Genomic DNA, 15,941 nt, shown 5'->3' on the forward strand with positions numbered 1-15,941 from the left:
TGAACTTGAATCATTGCCCGCTGCCTTCAGTTTTTGTACTGATGTGTTGGCTGCCTCCTGCCTCCTGCCTCCTGCCTCCTGCCTCCTGTCTACTGGCTCCTGCCGCTGAAGCCTGCGAGCATCACGACAATGGCGTCGACGTCTTCGCGCGGAGCGGGAATGCGCGGCGCTGAAGCGGCGGCCGCTGTGGCCGGAACGGCCGCGCGCTCGGCGTTGTAATAGTTATTGAGCATGATTGAAAACGCCAGATGCTCGCCGGCTGCCGTCGTCACGTACCCGGAGAGCGCATAGACGTAACGCAGCGTCCCGGTCTTGGCCCTGGCGTTGCCCGCCGCCGCTGTTCCCTTCATGCGATTTTGTAAGGTTCCATCCACCCCGGCTATCGGCAGGCCGTTGCGATAATCTTCGGCGAAGCGATGACGGCTCATAAAGCTGAGCAGCGCGACCGTGGCATTCGGCGTGATGATGTCACGGCGCGACAGCCCTGAGCCTTCTTCGAGCAGCACGTCACCCTGCTTGACGCCCGCCGCCGTCAGGAAGTTCTGCAACGCTTCGGCGCCCATCTCTTCGGTGGTGCGCCGGGGAACGGACGACGCGGTGACGGGGAGACGCGGCGACGCGGCGACAGGGACGGAGCTTTGCGCCTCTTCTCGCCTTGTCCCATTCTCCGCCCCGCTCCCTCGCCCTTGTCCTGTCCCCGCCTCGCCGTGTCCCCGCGTCTCCGCGTCGCGCAACGCGCCGACCTGCAAGAGCAGCAACTGTGCGTAGAGGTTCTGTGAGGGCTTCAAGGTGGCGCGCACGATCTCTCTGAGCGGCGGCGATTCGACGAAGCCGAGCTCGATCCATTTCGCCCAATCAACCGGCGTGACTTCGCGGTACTTCCAATCAATCGTCCGCGTCCGGCCCGCCACCGTGATGCCGCGCCGCAAGAGCGCCTCTTTAAGCTGCGCGACAAACAGCCCCGCCGGATTATGGACCGCCACCGAGCCTCTGTAATCTTTGCCACCAATTGGCAGCCGCCCCGAAACATAGACGATGTTCTCGCCGACCGGGCGGTAAACCATGATGCGGCCTTCCGAGTCTTTCGCCGCGGTCTCTGTGCGGTTGATGATCGTCAGCCAGCTCGACGGCGGGCCGGTCGTTATGCGGCATGGCTGGCCGGGGCGCTCGCCGGGCTTAACGAAGAGATCAAGCGCGTTGTCGTTGATGTTGAGCGCCGACGCTTCAGCGCCATAGTATTCCTGTAGATCGTCCCACTCCCAGCCGGAGCCAATCGCCGGGCTGTGGAAGTAGCTTTCATCACCGATCAGGTCGCCTTCGACGCGCCGCACGCCGGCGACGGCCAGCCGGTCAACCAGCGGCTCAAGCGGCTTGAAGTAATCGCCGCCGTTGAGGCTCGCGGCCATGGTCGGATCGCCGCGCCCATAAACGATCAGGTCGCCCTTGAGCGTCCCCGACGCATCGGGCCGCGCCGTCGAATAAAGCGACGTGCGAATGCGATAATCCGCGCCCAGGCGGTCGAGCGCCAGCGCCGTCGTGTAGAGCTTGGCGTTCGATGCCGGGTTGAAGTACTTCTGCGGGTTGTGCTCGAACAAGGTCTTGCCGGTATCGAGCGAAACGATCTTGACGCCCCAGGCGGCGGGCGCAAATCGCGGCTGCGCCAGATGCGCGCCCAGGCGCGCAACCAGCGCGTCGAGCGTATCGGTCTGCGGCTGTGGTGTGGCGGCTTGCGAAGTCTGCGGCGCGGCGCTCTGTGCGATGGCCGCCGCCGCAAAGCCTGGAAACAGCGCCAGCCACAGAGCCAGCGCCCGCGCCAGCCGGCGCTTGAGCATTGTGTCTTTAATCATAGTCGTCAGATTCATCCCGAGCATCGATCTACGAGACCATACAGCGCGCGCCGCGGAAAACGCAATGTCAGCCGGGCAGCACTTCGACCGGGGCTTCGTCTTTGAATTGAATCTCGTATAACTGCGCGTAGAGGCCGCCGCGCGCCATCAGTTCGTCATGCTTGCCGCGCTCGACGACGCGCCCGCCGTCTATGACAAAGATGACGTCGGCCCGCCGGATGGTCGCCAGGCGGTGGGCGATGACGATGCAGGTCTTGTTCTCCATCAGCCGGTTGAGCGCCTCAAAGACCAACTCTTCCGATGCCGCGTCGAGTCCCGAAGTCGGCTCATCCAAAATCAAGATCGGCGAATGGCGAATGATGGCTCGCGCAATGGCCAGCCGCTGCCGCTGTCCGCCGGATAGGGTCACGCCGCGCTCACCGACCATCGTGTTATAGCCTTCGGGCAGCCGGTTGATGAACTCGTCGGCGTTCGCCAGATGGGCGGCGCGCACGATCTCCTCACGTTTCGCCTGCGGTTTGCCGTAAGCGATGTTCTGCCAGATCGGCGCGCGGAAAAGTAAGTTCTCCTGCAAAACGAAACTGATCTGCTGGCGCAGCGATTTCAGTTTATAGCCGCGCACGTCGCGCCCATCAATGCGCACCTGCCCGGCCAGCGGGTCATAAAAGCGCGCCACCAGGCTGACCACCGTGCTCTTGCCCGCTCCCGTCGGCCCGACCAGCGCCGCGACTTGCCCCGGCTCGATCTGCAAGCTCAGGTCGCGCAGGATCAACTGCTCCTCCGAATAGCCGAAGAAAACGTGGTTGAATTCAATCCGTCCTTTGAACGGCGGCGCGCGGCGCGCCCCGGCCAGGTTTTTCACGTCGCGCTCGGTTTCCAAAACTTCTTTGATGCGCTCGAAGCCGACGGCGGTCTTCGACAAGGTGTCAGTCATCTTCGACAGGTCGCGCATCGGCTTGTACATCTTGCCGAGGTAGAGGAAGAAGACGAGCAGCGAGCCGGCGGACATCTCGCCCGCAAGCACCAACCGCGCGCCGTACCACAGCACCAGGCAGGTGCCTGCGGCGGTGATGACTTCGACGATGGGCGTCAGCCGGGCTTTCATCGCGCGGGCGCGCAGTGCCGTTTCGACGCTTTCCAGGCTCTCCTGCTCGAAGCGTTTGACCTCGAAATCTTCGCGGGCAAAGGCTTGAATGACGCGGATCGAGGCGAGCGATTCCTGCACCACCGAGACCACCTCGCCTTCTTTCTTGCGCACCTCGCGCGCCGCCCGTTTGATGCGGCGCGTGAAGCTGTAGACGACCAGGAAGAGCAAAGGGGCGACCGACAGCGCGATCAGCGTGAAATGCCAGTTGACATAAAACATCACGCCGAGCATGCCGACCAGCGTCAGCACGTTGACGATCATGCCGAGCAACGCCGAGGAGATGAAATCCTGCACCGCGCCGATGTCGCTGGTGACGCGGCTGATTAAATCACCCGTCTTCTTCTGATCGTGATAGGCGAGCGACAATCGCTGGATGTGGTGGTAGAGCGTGGTGCGCAAATCATGCATCACCCACTGGCCGACGCTGGTCGTCAGGTATTTCTCGGCATACGAGCTGACCGCGCCGACCAGCGCGATGGTGATGACCGCGGCGATGGCAAAATGCAGAACGGCGGTCTTGTCTGTGCCGAGCCACGAGACGACGTAGCCCTGCATCCAGTGCGGCAGCGCTTTGTTGCCGATGACGTTATCGAGGACGACTTTCAGCGGCCAGGGCTCCAGCAGGTCTGTGAGCGTTTCGCCGAGAACAGCGATGAAAGCAAGCACAAGCGCCGGCCAGTGCGGGCGCAGCAATTGGGTGATGCGAACCTTTTTCTCCATCCAACCTCGCGGTCAGCAGATGAAGCGTCCTTATCAGATTCAAGCACACACGCCATGGCTTCGGCAATCAAGCAAGCTGAATGGCGCGCGGCGTCAAAGGCTCGGCGGCACATCTGCGTTGACGTTGCGCGAATCGCGCCCCTATCATTTTCAGTAGCCATCAAAGAAGGAGTAACCCGGTGCGTCGTTTGAAATCATTTCTCGTCTGTGTGTCCAGCATCACGTTAATTCTGACTTCGCTCGCCGGCCTCGCCGCCGCGCAGAGCGGGCGGACGCGGCCCCGCGTGCCGACGACGCCGGGCACCAGCACGACGCCGGCTGAGCCTGTAAAGATTCCCGCTGCCGCGGTCGTCGTCAAACAGGAGCAAGTCGGCAGCGCTTCACGCTTCGTTCTACAAAACGGCGTCACCGTCATCATTAAGGAATTGCACTCGACCCCGCTTGTGGCTCTGGAAGCCAGTTTCGCGGCGGGCGCGGGTCAGGAGCCGGAGGCTGAAACCGGCATTGCGCGCCTTCTGCAACGCTGCGTGCTGAAGGGCACGACGCTGCGGCCCAAAGCCCTTGAAGAATTGCGCGCCGTCGGCGGCATCCTCGACACCAGCCTGTCTTATGCGACTGCGGATTATTCCGTCACTGCCCCGGCCAGCAAAATGGCCGAGGCGCTCAGCATTCAAAGCGACTTGCTGATCAATCCGGCGCTCGACGGCGATGCCATGCGGCGCGAGATTCCGCTGGTCATCGCCGAAGAGAAGTGGCGCGCAGGCTTGCTGCTCGACGACGGACGATCAAGCGCCGTTTCGACTTTCAGTAATCAACCTTACTCTTTAATCAGTGACGATGCGTCGGCCACGGCGCTGGCCCGCTTGATCAATCTGGCCTACGCCGGCACGCCCGCCGGTCTTGATCGCGCCGCAAACGTCGAAGCCTTGCGCGCGCTCACCCGCGACCAGCTGCTTGAGTTTTACCGGACGCATTACCGCCCCGAACGATTGACGCTCACGGTGGTCGGCGACGTCATCACCTTCAACGCGCTGATCGAGATTCAAAAACTCTACGGGCTGTTTGCGCCGCCTTCGGCGCAGCCGGCCAAAGCAGCGACCCCGACAACGCAAACAAAGAATTTGTCGCCGAACCCGAACAGTCGTCTGGCACCGCAGCCCCTCGCGCCTGACACTCGGGCCACGATTGCGGACGAACCGGGGAAGCTGCGTTATAGAGAAGAGCGCGGCGACATTAATCAAACCATCGTCACGGTCGGCTTTCGCGTGCCGGGCGCGAGCGCCCCTGAGCGCGCGGCGCTCGAACTGTTGGCGGCGATGCTCGGCCAGGGCCGCGCCGCGCGACTGCGGCGCTCGCTGCTCGATAGCCAGATGCTGGTGACGCGGGTGGTGGCCAATTATTTGCCGGTCGCAGACGACGGCTTGCTCGCCATTCAAATGCAAGTGGCGAGCGACGCCAAAGGCGCAACGCTGCTCGACCGCGCCGAGGCGCTGCTGCTGCAAGAGCTCGATCAGGCGCGGCGCGAAGTTCCCGGCGAAGGCGAGATGGCGCGCGCCCGCGCCGTCGCCGAAAAGCAACTGCTGAATCGTAGCGAAAGCTACAGCTCGCGCGCCGCCCTGTTTGCCGAGCTTGAAGCGGCAAAGCTCAGCCTGCGCGACGCCAATGATTACCGGGCGCGGCTGCGCGCCGTGCGCGCCGAAGAGGTGCAGCGTCTGGCGGCCCGCTACCTGACGGCGGCCAACATGGCGCTGCATGAGTATGAGCCGATATCGGCTGCGCCGCGCACCTTTGACGCGACGAGCTTTGCGACAACCGTGGCGACGTGGGTTTCGGGCCTGGCGCAAGCGGCTGAAGCGATCAAACCGCGCGCCGCCGACGCCGCCTCTGGGCTCGCTGTCATCACGCAAGGTGCGGAAGCCACCGCCGAACAGCAGGCGATGTCGGAGTCGCTATTGCCGGTCGCAGTCAAAGACTACTCGACGCTCAACGGCCCGCGCGCCTTCGTGCGCGAAGATCATTCGTTGCCGCTGGTCACCATCGCCCTGTTGTTTCAAGGCGGGCGCGTGATTGAAGACGAAGCGACCAGTGGCACGACCGAGCTGATGCTGCGCGGCATGCTGATGGGCACGCCGCGACGGTTGGCCCCACAGCTCGCCAACGAGTGGGACCAGTTGGGAGCCGAGATCGAGGTCGTCAACCAGCCGGACTTTTTCGGCTACCTGTTGAGCGTGCCGTCGCGCAATGCCGACCGCGCTTTAAAGCTGCTGCGCGACGTGATCGAAGAACCGGCCTTCAGAGACAAAGACATTCAACCGGCGCGGCTCCTACAGATGGGCGCGCAACGCAGCCTTCGCGACACTGCCGAGGCGCAGGCGCGCGAGCTGTTGCGGCAGGCGATGTGGGCCGGCCACGCTTACGGGCTGCCGTCGCACGGGCTCGAGGCGGTTGTAGCCAAAGCTACAAGCGAAGAATTGCGCGCCCTGCACGAGCGCGCCGTCAAGCGACAACTGCCGCAGGCGTTCATCATCGGCGACACCAATGGCTCGGCGCTGGTCGCCTCGCAACTGGCCGAAGGCTTCCGCCGGCGCGAGATCGAGAAAGCCTTGCAGGTCAAGGTGCCGCAGCCGCAGCCGGCAGAGCGCGCGGAATCACGCCGGCGCGAACAGGCGAGCACGGCCACAGGCTTCAGCGGCCCGAAAGCCGATAGCAAAGACTTGCCGGCCATCGAGTTGTTGAAGGCCGCGATGAATGGCGAAGGCGGGCGATTGCTTCAGGAGTTGCGTGACCGGCAAGGACTGGCGCTCGCCGCGGCGTTTGATTATGACGCCCAGTTTGTCGCCGGCAGTCTCTACGCGCAACTGGTGAGCGATGCCGCAAGCGAAGCCAAAGCGCGCGCCGCGTTGCTTGCCGAGCTGACACGGCTGGCGCGCGAAGGGTTGACTACGGAAGAAGCGATCAGCGCCCGCCTTGTCGCCGAAACGATCAGCCTTGCGCGCTTGCAGCAACCGTCGGCGCGGGCGCTGGAATATGCGCGGGCCGCCGTCTATTTGCGGCAGCCTGCCGACGTTGACGCGCTAGCGGGCCAGCTCGAAAAGGTAACGAGTGATGACGCACGGCACGCGGCTTCGGCTTATCTCAAGCCGCCGGCGGCTTTCGGTATCCTGCATGGCATGGCCGCGCCCGCCGCGAAACAGCCATAAGTTTTTGCACCTGGAAACCCCCACCCTGCGTGATATATGATGGCCGCTCTCGCGGTGCCGTCGCGTGCCCGTACATCCATAAACCGACTCACTCACAATCAGGAGGCTTCTGATGATCCGACCATTCGCCCTGCGTGTCGTGCTATGCATCCTGCTTCTGGCCTGCGTTCCGGCGGCGGCACAGACGCTGCCCGCGGATAAGCTCGAAAAGATCGACAAAGAGATCACCGCCGTCATGTCGCAGCAGAGCATCCCCGGTCTATCGCTCGCCGTGGTCACCGATCACAAGCTGCGCGGCTCGCAGGGCTATGGGCTGGCCGACATTGAAAACTATGTGCCGGCGAAAACCGGAACGGTTTACCGCCTCGGCTCGATCTCGAAGACGATCACCGCCATCGCCGTCATGCAACTGGCCGAGCAGGGCAAATTAAATCTCGACGCGCCGATTCAGACTTACTGCCCGGCCTTCCCGCAGAAGCAGTGGCCGGTCACGGCGCGGCTATTGTTGGGGCATCTGGCCGGCGTGCGGCATTACAAGAGCGACGCCGAATTTGCCAGCACGCGCCACTTCAACAGCGTCGCCGAAGGATTGGAGATGTTCAAAGATGAGCCGCTGCTGTTCGAGCCGGGCACCAAGTACGCCTACACGACGCACGGCTACACGGTGCTGGGCTGCGCCGTTGAAGGCGCTTCCGGCATGAAGTTCGCTGATTATGTGCGCGCTAAAATTTTCACGCCCGCCGGCATGAATCGCATGCGGGTTGATGAAGTGGCCGAGATCATCCCGAACCGCGCTCAGGGTTATGTCAAAGCGGCGGACGGCACTTTGCGCAACTCCGGGCTTGCCGACACGAGTTATAAGATACCCGGCGGCGGTTTCTGCTCGACCGTAGAAGACCTGGCGCGATTCGCCATTGCGGTGCAGACAGGGGTGCTGGTGAAGCCGGAAACGCTGGCACAGATGTGGACGAGGCAAAAGACCCGCAACGGCAATGAGACCACTTACGGGCTGGGCTGGCAGATCGGCGCGCATAATGGCTTGAAGGACGTGTCGCACGGCGGCGCGCAGCAGCGCGTCAGCACCTACCTCTACATGATTCCCGAAAAGGGCCTCGCCGTCGTCGTGATGGCCAACATGGAAGATGTCGGCGGCAGCCTCAACAAACTCTCCCGCCAGATCGCCGACATCCTGCTAGCGCCGCAAGCGCAGCAGTAAAGCCCAACCTGCCAATCTCTCAATCGAAAAAATTGGGGCGGCCCGCGGGCCGCCCCTTCCAGGAGGCTTGCAGTGATGGTTGCCGGTTTACTCGCTGGCGGCAGTCGCGGCGATGGCCCGCTCGCCAATGGTGATGACGATGACAGAGCCATTGCGGCTGATGCGATAGCCGACCTGCGATTTCATGTCGAGGACGATGCGCACGGTGCCGGCTTGCGGCTCGCCAACGCGGATGCGCTCGACCAGGCCCGCCGCCGGCTTCGTCATCAAGCTGCCGCCGGCCCATCGCACGCCCGTAAGGTCAATCACAATGCGCGCCGGGTTGGCCAGCGTGAAGTCCTGATATTGCGCCGCGCCATCGGTGCTGATGGTGATGCGCAGGCCGCCATCAACAACCTGTGCGTTGACGGCGCGCACGACAGTGGCTCGGTTCAACGCGGCGTCCGTAGGTGAAGGCGCGCTGGCAGGCGGCCTGACTTGAGCGGGCGCTTGCGCCTGCACGTAAGTCTGCGCGGGCGGCGCGCTGGCGGGCTCGGCCTCCTCTTCATCATCGGCGCCGGCCAGCGGTTCGGGTCTGCCGCGCCGTCGCGGGGTGCGCCGCTGCGGTGTTGAGGGGGCCGGCTGCTCGCCGGTGATGACGCGTGGCGACGAACCGTTGGCGCACTTCTTCACCGCGTTTATGTCTTCAATGGTCGCGCCTTCGGGAAGAACCCAGAATTCAACGCGACCGTTCAGCTTAGGATCGCGGTTCGGGAAGGGACAGGTGTCGCCGAAGTTGCGTACCGTGATGCGCGCCGCGTCAATGCCCTTCTCGGTCACCAGGTAATCGCGGGCGTTGTTGGCGCGCGTCAGCGAGATGCCGACGCGCTCTGCCGCATCGCGGTGGCCGTCAATGACGACGCTGCTGCGCGGGTCTTGCTGCAACTGGATGGCGACTTCGTCGAGACACGCCTTGTGCTCGTTGTTGATGCGCGCCGAGTTGAAGAGGAAGAAGATCGGCCCGCAGGGGACGAGCGGTCTGGGCCGTTCGCGCGGCGGCGGCACTTCGCGCGTCGTGATCGTCAGCGAGCAACTGCCGCCCGGACACCGCTCGCCGCAGCGTGTGCGGTCGGGCACCAGGCGCACGGTGACGGTCAGCGGGCCGATGACGCCCGTAGTATTGAGCGTCACTTCGCGGCCCGTGGTCGCGGACAGCCTGCCGCCGGTCGTCGTCCAGTTGTAGCTGAAGTTACTGTCGCCCGTCCCCGTAGCCCGCAGCGTAATGCGGTCGCCTTCGGTGACGTTAGTGTTTGAAGCGATGATGTTGCAGGTGATGTTCGGGCAGGGCGCTTCGGTGATCTCAAAAGCCACAGAGCAATTCGACTGGGCGGTGCGGTCGGGGCAGTCGGGATGCTCGACGCCGCGGGCGGTCGCAATCACCGTCGCCATCGCCGTGTAGCTGCCGCAATCGAGCCCGCCGGTCGGGACTTCGACCACAGGCCCGGTGCCGTTGACTGATACGGAGTTGCCGCGACCGTCGTGAATCTCCCAGCGGTAATCGTAAGCGATCTGCGAATCGGGATAGCCGGGCGTTGACGGCTTGACCGTCAGCGTCAGCCGGTCGCCGCGCGTCACCGTGCGTCCAGAGGTATCGATCACACAGACCGGCACCGGCGGCGGCGGACAGCCTTTGCGCGTGCCGACCGAGAAGAAGCCGACAAAGCCGTTCTGGCTGCCGCGATTGAAGCGCACCTGCTTCTGCTTGCATTCGACCTTCTTCGTCGGCGGCGGGGGCGGCGGGCAGCCGCAATCGCCGCACGTCGCATGCACGCCGCTATCTTTATGATGGCAATCGTCGGGCGGCGGCTCTACCACCACCTCCGCGCATTCGAGCGCGTCGAACAGGCGATTGCTGTCGACGCCGTTCAGTTGCCGCCGATACGCGCCGCCGAAAGCAATCGTGCCATCGCGCAGGAAGAAGCGCGCGCCAATGTTCAAATCTAACGGGTCGCTCTGTTGCAGGCTCGGCGTGCCGCTGCCGACATAGACCGTGCCGGCCAGCTCGCCGACCAGCTCGATGTACTTGTTGATGGCCAGCGCGCCGCCGACGTTGAGTTGCAGCTTGTCGCGCAAGTCTAAGACTTTGACGCCGCGCTGATGAATGTCATTGGTGTGAATGTAGCCGACGTTTTCATAGAAGCGCAGGCGGTGGTTGAGAAACTCCTGGCCGAGGATGAGCATCGGGCCGTATTCAAATTCGCCGCTGGTGCGGCCGCGCGCCCGCGCGTCGTCGCTACGCGAGATCGGAAACTTCACATAACCGCCGAGCGCCAGGCTGAACCAGTGGCGGTTCGGATCGATCAGGTTGAACTTGCTGCCGGCGTACACGTCGCCCGTGCCATTGGTTGATTCGCGTGGCCCCAGCACCGGGCGGCCTAAGGAATCAAAGCCGAGAAAGTCAACGACGCCGAACATCGGCAGGTCATTGAAATAATTCGGCTGGCTGGCGACAAAGGCGGGGCCGAGGCCGACGGCAGGCGGGCCACCCGGGCCCGCAGGCGAGGGTAAGCCGCTCGGAGTCGCCGTGCCTGACGGAAGACCGAAGCGCCCGAGCGCCGGCAGTATGCCGCCTACGAGCGAGCCGGTGCCGGGGAAGAAGGCCGCGCCGCCGTTGCGACCGCCGACCGCCGGGCCGAGCAAGTCGAACGGGCTGCCGAACTGGCGCACGGCATTGTATTGATAGCCGCTCAGCAGAAAGGGCTGGCGCGAAGTTGTTTGCTGCCAGGTCACCCAGTCTACCCACAGCTCCCATCGATCTGTGAGACCGACAGTGATGTTGAACGGCACTTGATTGATGTCTATAGCGCCGGGGCCGCGGTCGAAATTATTCCAGAAGAGCGCGAAGTTGAATTCGCCTTTGTAGAGCGTGCGCGTCGAAAAGGTATTGAAGAGACCAGTGCCGCCAAGCACGGTCGAGGTGCGCTGGCGCTCGGCGATGTTGCCGAACTGGTTAGTGCTTTGTGACCAGGCGACGCTAGCCATCAAGAGCAGCGCGAGGGCAAGGGCGCTGATTTTCAATACGATTCTCATAGGTGGTCTCCTGCAAGCTGTTGCCGCCCGCATTCATCGTCACGCCCCGCAAGCTCTCTGCTGCGGGCAGACACGGGCAACCGTGTGAGGGCCGCTGTCGTGCGGCGGTCTTCACGAATCGTGCATATTCGGAGCGAGCTTCGAGTCGTGCGAGCGAACGCCTGAGCCTGAAATGAATGCCTCACTTCGGCAGCCGCCGTTTGTGCGGCTTTGCAGCCTGAGCGCGTGGCTACAGGACGCCTTTATCGGTGAGCGGCAATGGTCAATGGCGGCGGTGGCGCGACGGTTATGGCAATGCGCCACACATCGCCTCGCTGAATATACCGGAAAAAAACGGCGAGTCAATTACCCGCACGGGGAAGGCCGCTTCCCATGAGAGCGATATTCTGAACGCCGGCAGATTTCCAGCCGGCGCTCCCGGGCACATAAAAAGCGAAACGGGGCGATCCGAAGACCGCCCCGTTGTCGGGCTGAGTGCGTGAAGCATTCAGGTTAGTTGTTGGTGGTCGGCGCTTCCGGTTGCGCCATCATCTCGATGGGCTCGCCGGGACGACGCGGACGGCGACGACGCGGCGTGCGCCGGGTCGGTCGCTTCTTGTCGTCTGAGACCGCCGGCGTCTCGTCGGTGATGACGCGCGGCGAGGCGCCCGCACCACACTTCTTCAAAGCATCAACCTGCGCCGCACTGCTGCCTTCAGGAATGATCCAGAACTCAACCCTGCGGTTGAGGTTCGGGTCACCCGATTCGTGCGGACAGGTATCGCCGAAGTTGCGCACGGTGATGCGTGCCGTGTCAACACCCTTCTCGTTGACCAGATAGTCGCGGGCGTTGTTGGCGCGCGTGAGCGAGATGCCGACGCGCTCTGACGTGTCGCGGTGACCGTCAATCAACAGCGCGGCGCGCGGGTCTTGCTGTAAGCGCAGGGCGATCTCGTCAAGACACGCCTTGTGCTCGTTGTTGATGCGAGCCGAGTTGAACGGGAAGAAGATCGGCCCGCACGGCGAGATCGGCGGAATGATCTTATTGACGCCGCCGGTCACGGTCACGGTCGTCGAGCAACTGCCACCCGGACACGGCTGGTCGCAGCGCGTGCGCGAGGTGCCGACGTTGACCGACACGGTGATGGAGACGCTATTGGGCGTTCCTCCAGAACCCGCCATCGGGATATTGAGGCCGGTCGTGTCGAGCGTGACTTCGCTACCGGTCGTTGACGACAGCGTGCCGCCGCCGCTCACCGACCAGGTGAAGGTCGCGCCCTCAGCGCCCGTGGCGTTGGCGCGCAGCGTGATGCGGTCGCCTTCGTTAACGCTTGTCGGGGACGCCGTGATGTCGCAGGTGACTGTCGGACACGGCGGCTCGGTGATCTCGAAGCCGACCGTGCAGGTGGTCTGTCCGGTGGTGACACAATTGCTCGGGCAGTCAACCGCCGGAACGGTCGCCGTCACCGTCGTCGTCGCCGTGTAGCGACCGCACGGAATCCCGGTCGTCGCCACGTCAACCGACGCGCCCGTGCCGCTGACGGTCACAGGGCGGCCCGTCGCGTCTTTGACTTCCCAGCGATACTCGTAGGTCACCTTGTCGTTGGTGTAGCCCGGCGTCGTCGGCGTCGTCGTCAAGGTCAGCCGCTCGCCGCGATTCACCGTCGTCGCCGAAGGCGCCAGCACGCAGGTCGGCGCCGGCGGCGGCGGGCAAGGACGGCGTGAGCCGATGTTGAAGTAGGCGACAAAGCCGTTTTCGCCTTCCGAACCGAACGTCCGATCCACGGTGCTGAAGAGCGGGTTGATGATGAAGAACGGCGGCTGCACGAAGATCGTCTTCGACTGGAAGACCGGGATCGTCCGCTCGTCTTCGTTGTTCAGCAAACGGCGATAGCCGCCGCCGAACGAAATCCGCCCATCCTTGAAGAAGAAGCGCAGGCCGATGTTCATCTCCCACGGGTTGTTCTCGATCAGCCGCGGCGTGCTGCTGCCGACAAACATGGTATGCAGGAGTTCGCCGACCAGCTCGACGTGTGAGCCCAGCCCGATGCCCGTGCCGACGTTGAACAACAACTTGTCGGGCAGGTCGAGGTACTTCACATCGTGGTCGCGCGGGTCTGTGGTGTGAATGTAGCCGATGTTTTCGTAGAGCCGGAAGCGCTTGGCGCCCGACTCCTGACCGAAGGCCAGGAACGGCCCGAATTCGTATTCGCCGCTCGTGCGGCCACGCGCCCGCGCGCTGTCGCTGCTGGAGATGGGAATCTTCAGGTAGCCGCCCAGCGCCATGCTGAACCAGTGCTTGTTGGCATCGATCAAGCTGACTTTGGTGCCGGCGAAAATATCACCGCTGCCGTTTGACGACTCACGCGGCCCGAAGACCGGGCGCCCGAGCGAATCAAAACCCTGGAAGTCGACTTCGCCGAAGAATGGGAACTCAGGGCTGTAGCTCGGGTAGATGGTCGAAAACAGCGGGCCGAGGCCGCGCACCGCTTTGTTATTGGCGCCGCCCGGCGAGAAGACGCTCTGCGGGAAGTCAATCGGCGTACCGAAGCGCCCAAGCGCCGGAAGGATTCCGCCAACCAGCGAGCCGGTGCCGGGGAAGAAGGCCGCCGGGCCTTCCTTGCCGCCGACCGGCGGGCCGAATATGGTAAACGGATCGCCGAAGAAGTGCGCCGCGTTGTACTGGTAGCCGCTCAACAGGAACGGCTGGCGCGACGTGGTGTTCTGCCAGGTCACCCAATCGACCCAGACTTCCCAGCGGTTGGTTAAGCCAATCGTGAAGTTGAAAGGCACCTGATTGACGTCGATATCGCCGGGATCGCGATCAAAGTTATTCCAGAAAAGAGCGAAGTTGAACTCGCCTTTGCACAGCGTGCGTGTCGAAAAGGTGTTGAACAACCCCGTGCCGCCGAGCACTGTAGGCGCTTTCTGCCGCTCGGCCAGATTGCCGTCATGATGATCCTGGGCCAGCGTCAGCGACGCCAGCGCGAGAAAAAGAACTGTGATCATGACAAGCATGCTAATCTGTCTAGCCGCTTTCATTGTTTGCCTCCTGAAGTATTCATCCACGGAATGCGGTTCGAAATTTGGATCGCCTCCAAAACTACGGGAGATGATGTTGCCCCCCTAATTGAAGCCTCGGGGATTAGGATGAAGATACGAAATGTGAGCGTCCATTTGCGGCCTTTCCTGCGAGGCCGTCAAACTCGTGAGCGTACAATTTAGCAAATACCAGCTTGGGTACTTATCTATTGCACCTATATCTATACTCGCAAACTGCCTGCCGGTCAACACAAAATTATGTTTTTCCTGGCCGTCTTGCGGGCTACAAGCCGCTGCGGGTTGGGTGTCGGGTGTCGGGTGTTAGGGCTGGAGAAATCAGCATTGCAACCCCCGACACCTGACACCCGGCACCCAATACCCATCAGGCGTAAATGCCGCGCAGCCGGGTGTCGTAGGCGACCCGGTCAATGGCCAGCATATAAGCCGCCAGCCGTGTATTCACTTGATACTTTTCGGCGATCCGCACGACGTCGTTGAAGCTCGCCACCATAATTTCGAGCAAGCGGTCATTGACCGTCTGCTCGTTCCAGAAGTAGCCCATGCGATCCTGCACCCACTCGAAATAGCTCACCGTGACGCCGCCGGCGTTGGCCAAAATATCGGGGATGACGAAGATGTTCTGGGCGGCGACGATCTCATCGGCGGCGGCCGTCGTCGGGCCGTTGGCGCCTTCGGCCAGGATGCGGCATTTGATGCGGTCGGCGTTCTGCGCCGTGATGACGTTTTCGGTCGCCGCCGGCATCAAAATCTCGCACTCGCGTTCGAGCAGCTCGGCGTTGCCGAGGTGTTCGGCCTCGCGGTAATCCTCGACCGTCTTGTTCTCCTTGAGATATTTGAGGACGCCCGGCACGTCGAGCCCCTGCGGGTTGTAGAGCGCCCCGGTGATGTCGCCAATGCCGATGACTTTATAGCCTTCCTGGTGCATCAGCAGCGCCGCGGTGCCGCCGACGTTGCCCGCTCCCTGAATGATGACCCGCGTATCGGCATAGGCGAGGCTGAATTTCTTGCAGGCTTCGTTACAGACGAAGAGCAAGCCGCGACCCGTCGCCTCGCGCCGCCCGCGCGAGCCCCCCAGCTCGACCGGTTTGCCGGTGACCACCGCCGTCACCGTGTGCCGCACGTGCATGGAATAGGTGTCCATGATCCATGCCATGGTCTGTTCGTTGGTGTTCATGTCGGGCGCCGGCACGTCGCGCTCCGGCCCGATGAAGTCCATGAGGTCCGAGGCGTAGCGGCGCGTCATGCGCTCAAGCTCGCCGGGGCTCATCTCGCGCGGGTCGCAGATGATGCCGCCTTTGGCGCCGCCGAAGGGGATGTTGACGACCGCGCACTTCCAGGTCATCCATGCCGCCAGCGCCCGCACTTCGTCAAGCGACACGTCGGGCGAGTAGCGGATGCCGCCTTTGGCCGGGCCGCGCGCGAAGTTGTGCTGCACGCGGTAGCCGGTGAAGACCTGATAGTTGCCATCGTCCATCAGCACCGGAATGTGCAGGGTGATCTCGCGCGACGGCCAGCGCAGGATCGTGTAGATGTTGGGATCGAGGTCGAGGCGATGGGCGGCTTCGTCAAAGCGCTCCATCATGGATTCGAAGGGATTATCTTCTTTGAACTCTCTGGCGTCGTCTACGAAAGGGCTTGGCATCGACATCCTCCGGTGTGGCGTTTCAATTTGGCGTGCAGACGGAATGCACTTGGCTGCC

General features: G+C 63.1%; 7 protein-coding genes. 2 read left to right on the forward strand and 5 right to left on the reverse strand.

From position 1 onward, the window contains the following. Positions 1-89 precede the first annotated feature (89 nt). Both dacB and VJ464_11695 read right to left on the reverse strand, forming a co-directional pair. Positions 90-1,847 (reverse strand): D-alanyl-D-alanine carboxypeptidase/D-alanyl-D-alanine-endopeptidase, encoded by a 1,758-nt coding sequence (gene dacB, locus VJ464_11690; GenBank protein ID HKQ05787.1) that lies wholly within the window; start codon positions 1,845-1,847, stop codon positions 90-92. Positions 1,848-1,914: 67 nt separating this feature from the next. Then, on the reverse strand, positions 1,915-3,714 hold the full coding sequence (locus VJ464_11695) for an ABC transporter ATP-binding protein (GenBank protein HKQ05788.1): 1,800 nt from the start codon (positions 3,712-3,714) through the stop codon (positions 1,915-1,917). 179 nt (positions 3,715-3,893) lie between these two features. Here VJ464_11695 and VJ464_11700 point away from each other — a divergent pair, with 179 nt between their 5' ends. Beyond that, positions 3,894-6,914, forward strand: coding sequence for a pitrilysin family protein (locus VJ464_11700; protein ID HKQ05789.1), 3,021 nt, complete (start codon positions 3,894-3,896; stop codon positions 6,912-6,914). A gap of 112 nt (positions 6,915-7,026) precedes the next feature. Further along, a complete protein-coding gene (locus VJ464_11705; protein HKQ05790.1) occupies positions 7,027-8,130 on the forward strand; it encodes a serine hydrolase domain-containing protein in 1,104 nt (367 codons plus the stop codon). 87 nt (positions 8,131-8,217) lie between these two features. On the opposite strand, the gene VJ464_11710 is transcribed toward VJ464_11705, so the two are convergent. The 3 genes from VJ464_11710 to VJ464_11720 all read right to left on the reverse strand — a co-directional run bounded on the left by VJ464_11710 (position 8,218) and on the right by VJ464_11720 (position 15,883). Continuing rightward, positions 8,218-11,199 carry an AMIN domain-containing protein gene (locus VJ464_11710; GenBank protein ID HKQ05791.1) on the reverse strand — a complete coding sequence of 994 codons (2,982 nt, stop codon included), beginning with the start codon at positions 11,197-11,199 and terminating at the stop codon, positions 8,218-8,220. A gap of 492 nt (positions 11,200-11,691) precedes the next feature. Next, complete coding sequence (locus VJ464_11715) at positions 11,692-14,187, reverse strand: OmpA family protein (protein ID HKQ05792.1); 2,496 nt, start codon at positions 14,185-14,187, stop codon at positions 11,692-11,694. Positions 14,188-14,602: 415 nt separating this feature from the next. Further along, entirely contained in the window at positions 14,603-15,883 is a 1,281-nt protein-coding gene (locus VJ464_11720) for a Glu/Leu/Phe/Val dehydrogenase (GenBank protein ID HKQ05793.1), read from the reverse strand. Positions 15,884-15,941: the final 58 nt, after the last annotated feature.

This window comes from Blastocatellia bacterium, assembly GCA_035275065.1.
GTDB lineage: Bacteria > Acidobacteriota > Blastocatellia > UBA7656 > UBA7656 > DATENM01.

Coding starts and splice junctions, on each gene's coding strand:
- VJ464_11710 (HKQ05791.1), bottom strand. CDS start 11,199: ATGAGAATCGTATTGAAAATCAGCGCCCTTGCCCTCGCGCTGCTCTTG.
- VJ464_11705 (HKQ05790.1), top strand. CDS start 7,027: ATGATCCGACCATTCGCCCTGCGTGTCGTGCTATGCATCCTGCTTCTG.
- dacB (HKQ05787.1), bottom strand. CDS start 1,847: ATGATTAAAGACACAATGCTCAAGCGCCGGCTGGCGCGGGCGCTGGCT.
- VJ464_11720 (HKQ05793.1), bottom strand. CDS start 15,883: ATGCCAAGCCCTTTCGTAGACGACGCCAGAGAGTTCAAAGAAGATAAT.
- VJ464_11695 (HKQ05788.1), bottom strand. CDS start 3,714: ATGGAGAAAAAGGTTCGCATCACCCAATTGCTGCGCCCGCACTGGCCG.
- VJ464_11715 (HKQ05792.1), bottom strand. CDS start 14,187: ATGATCACAGTTCTTTTTCTCGCGCTGGCGTCGCTGACGCTGGCCCAG.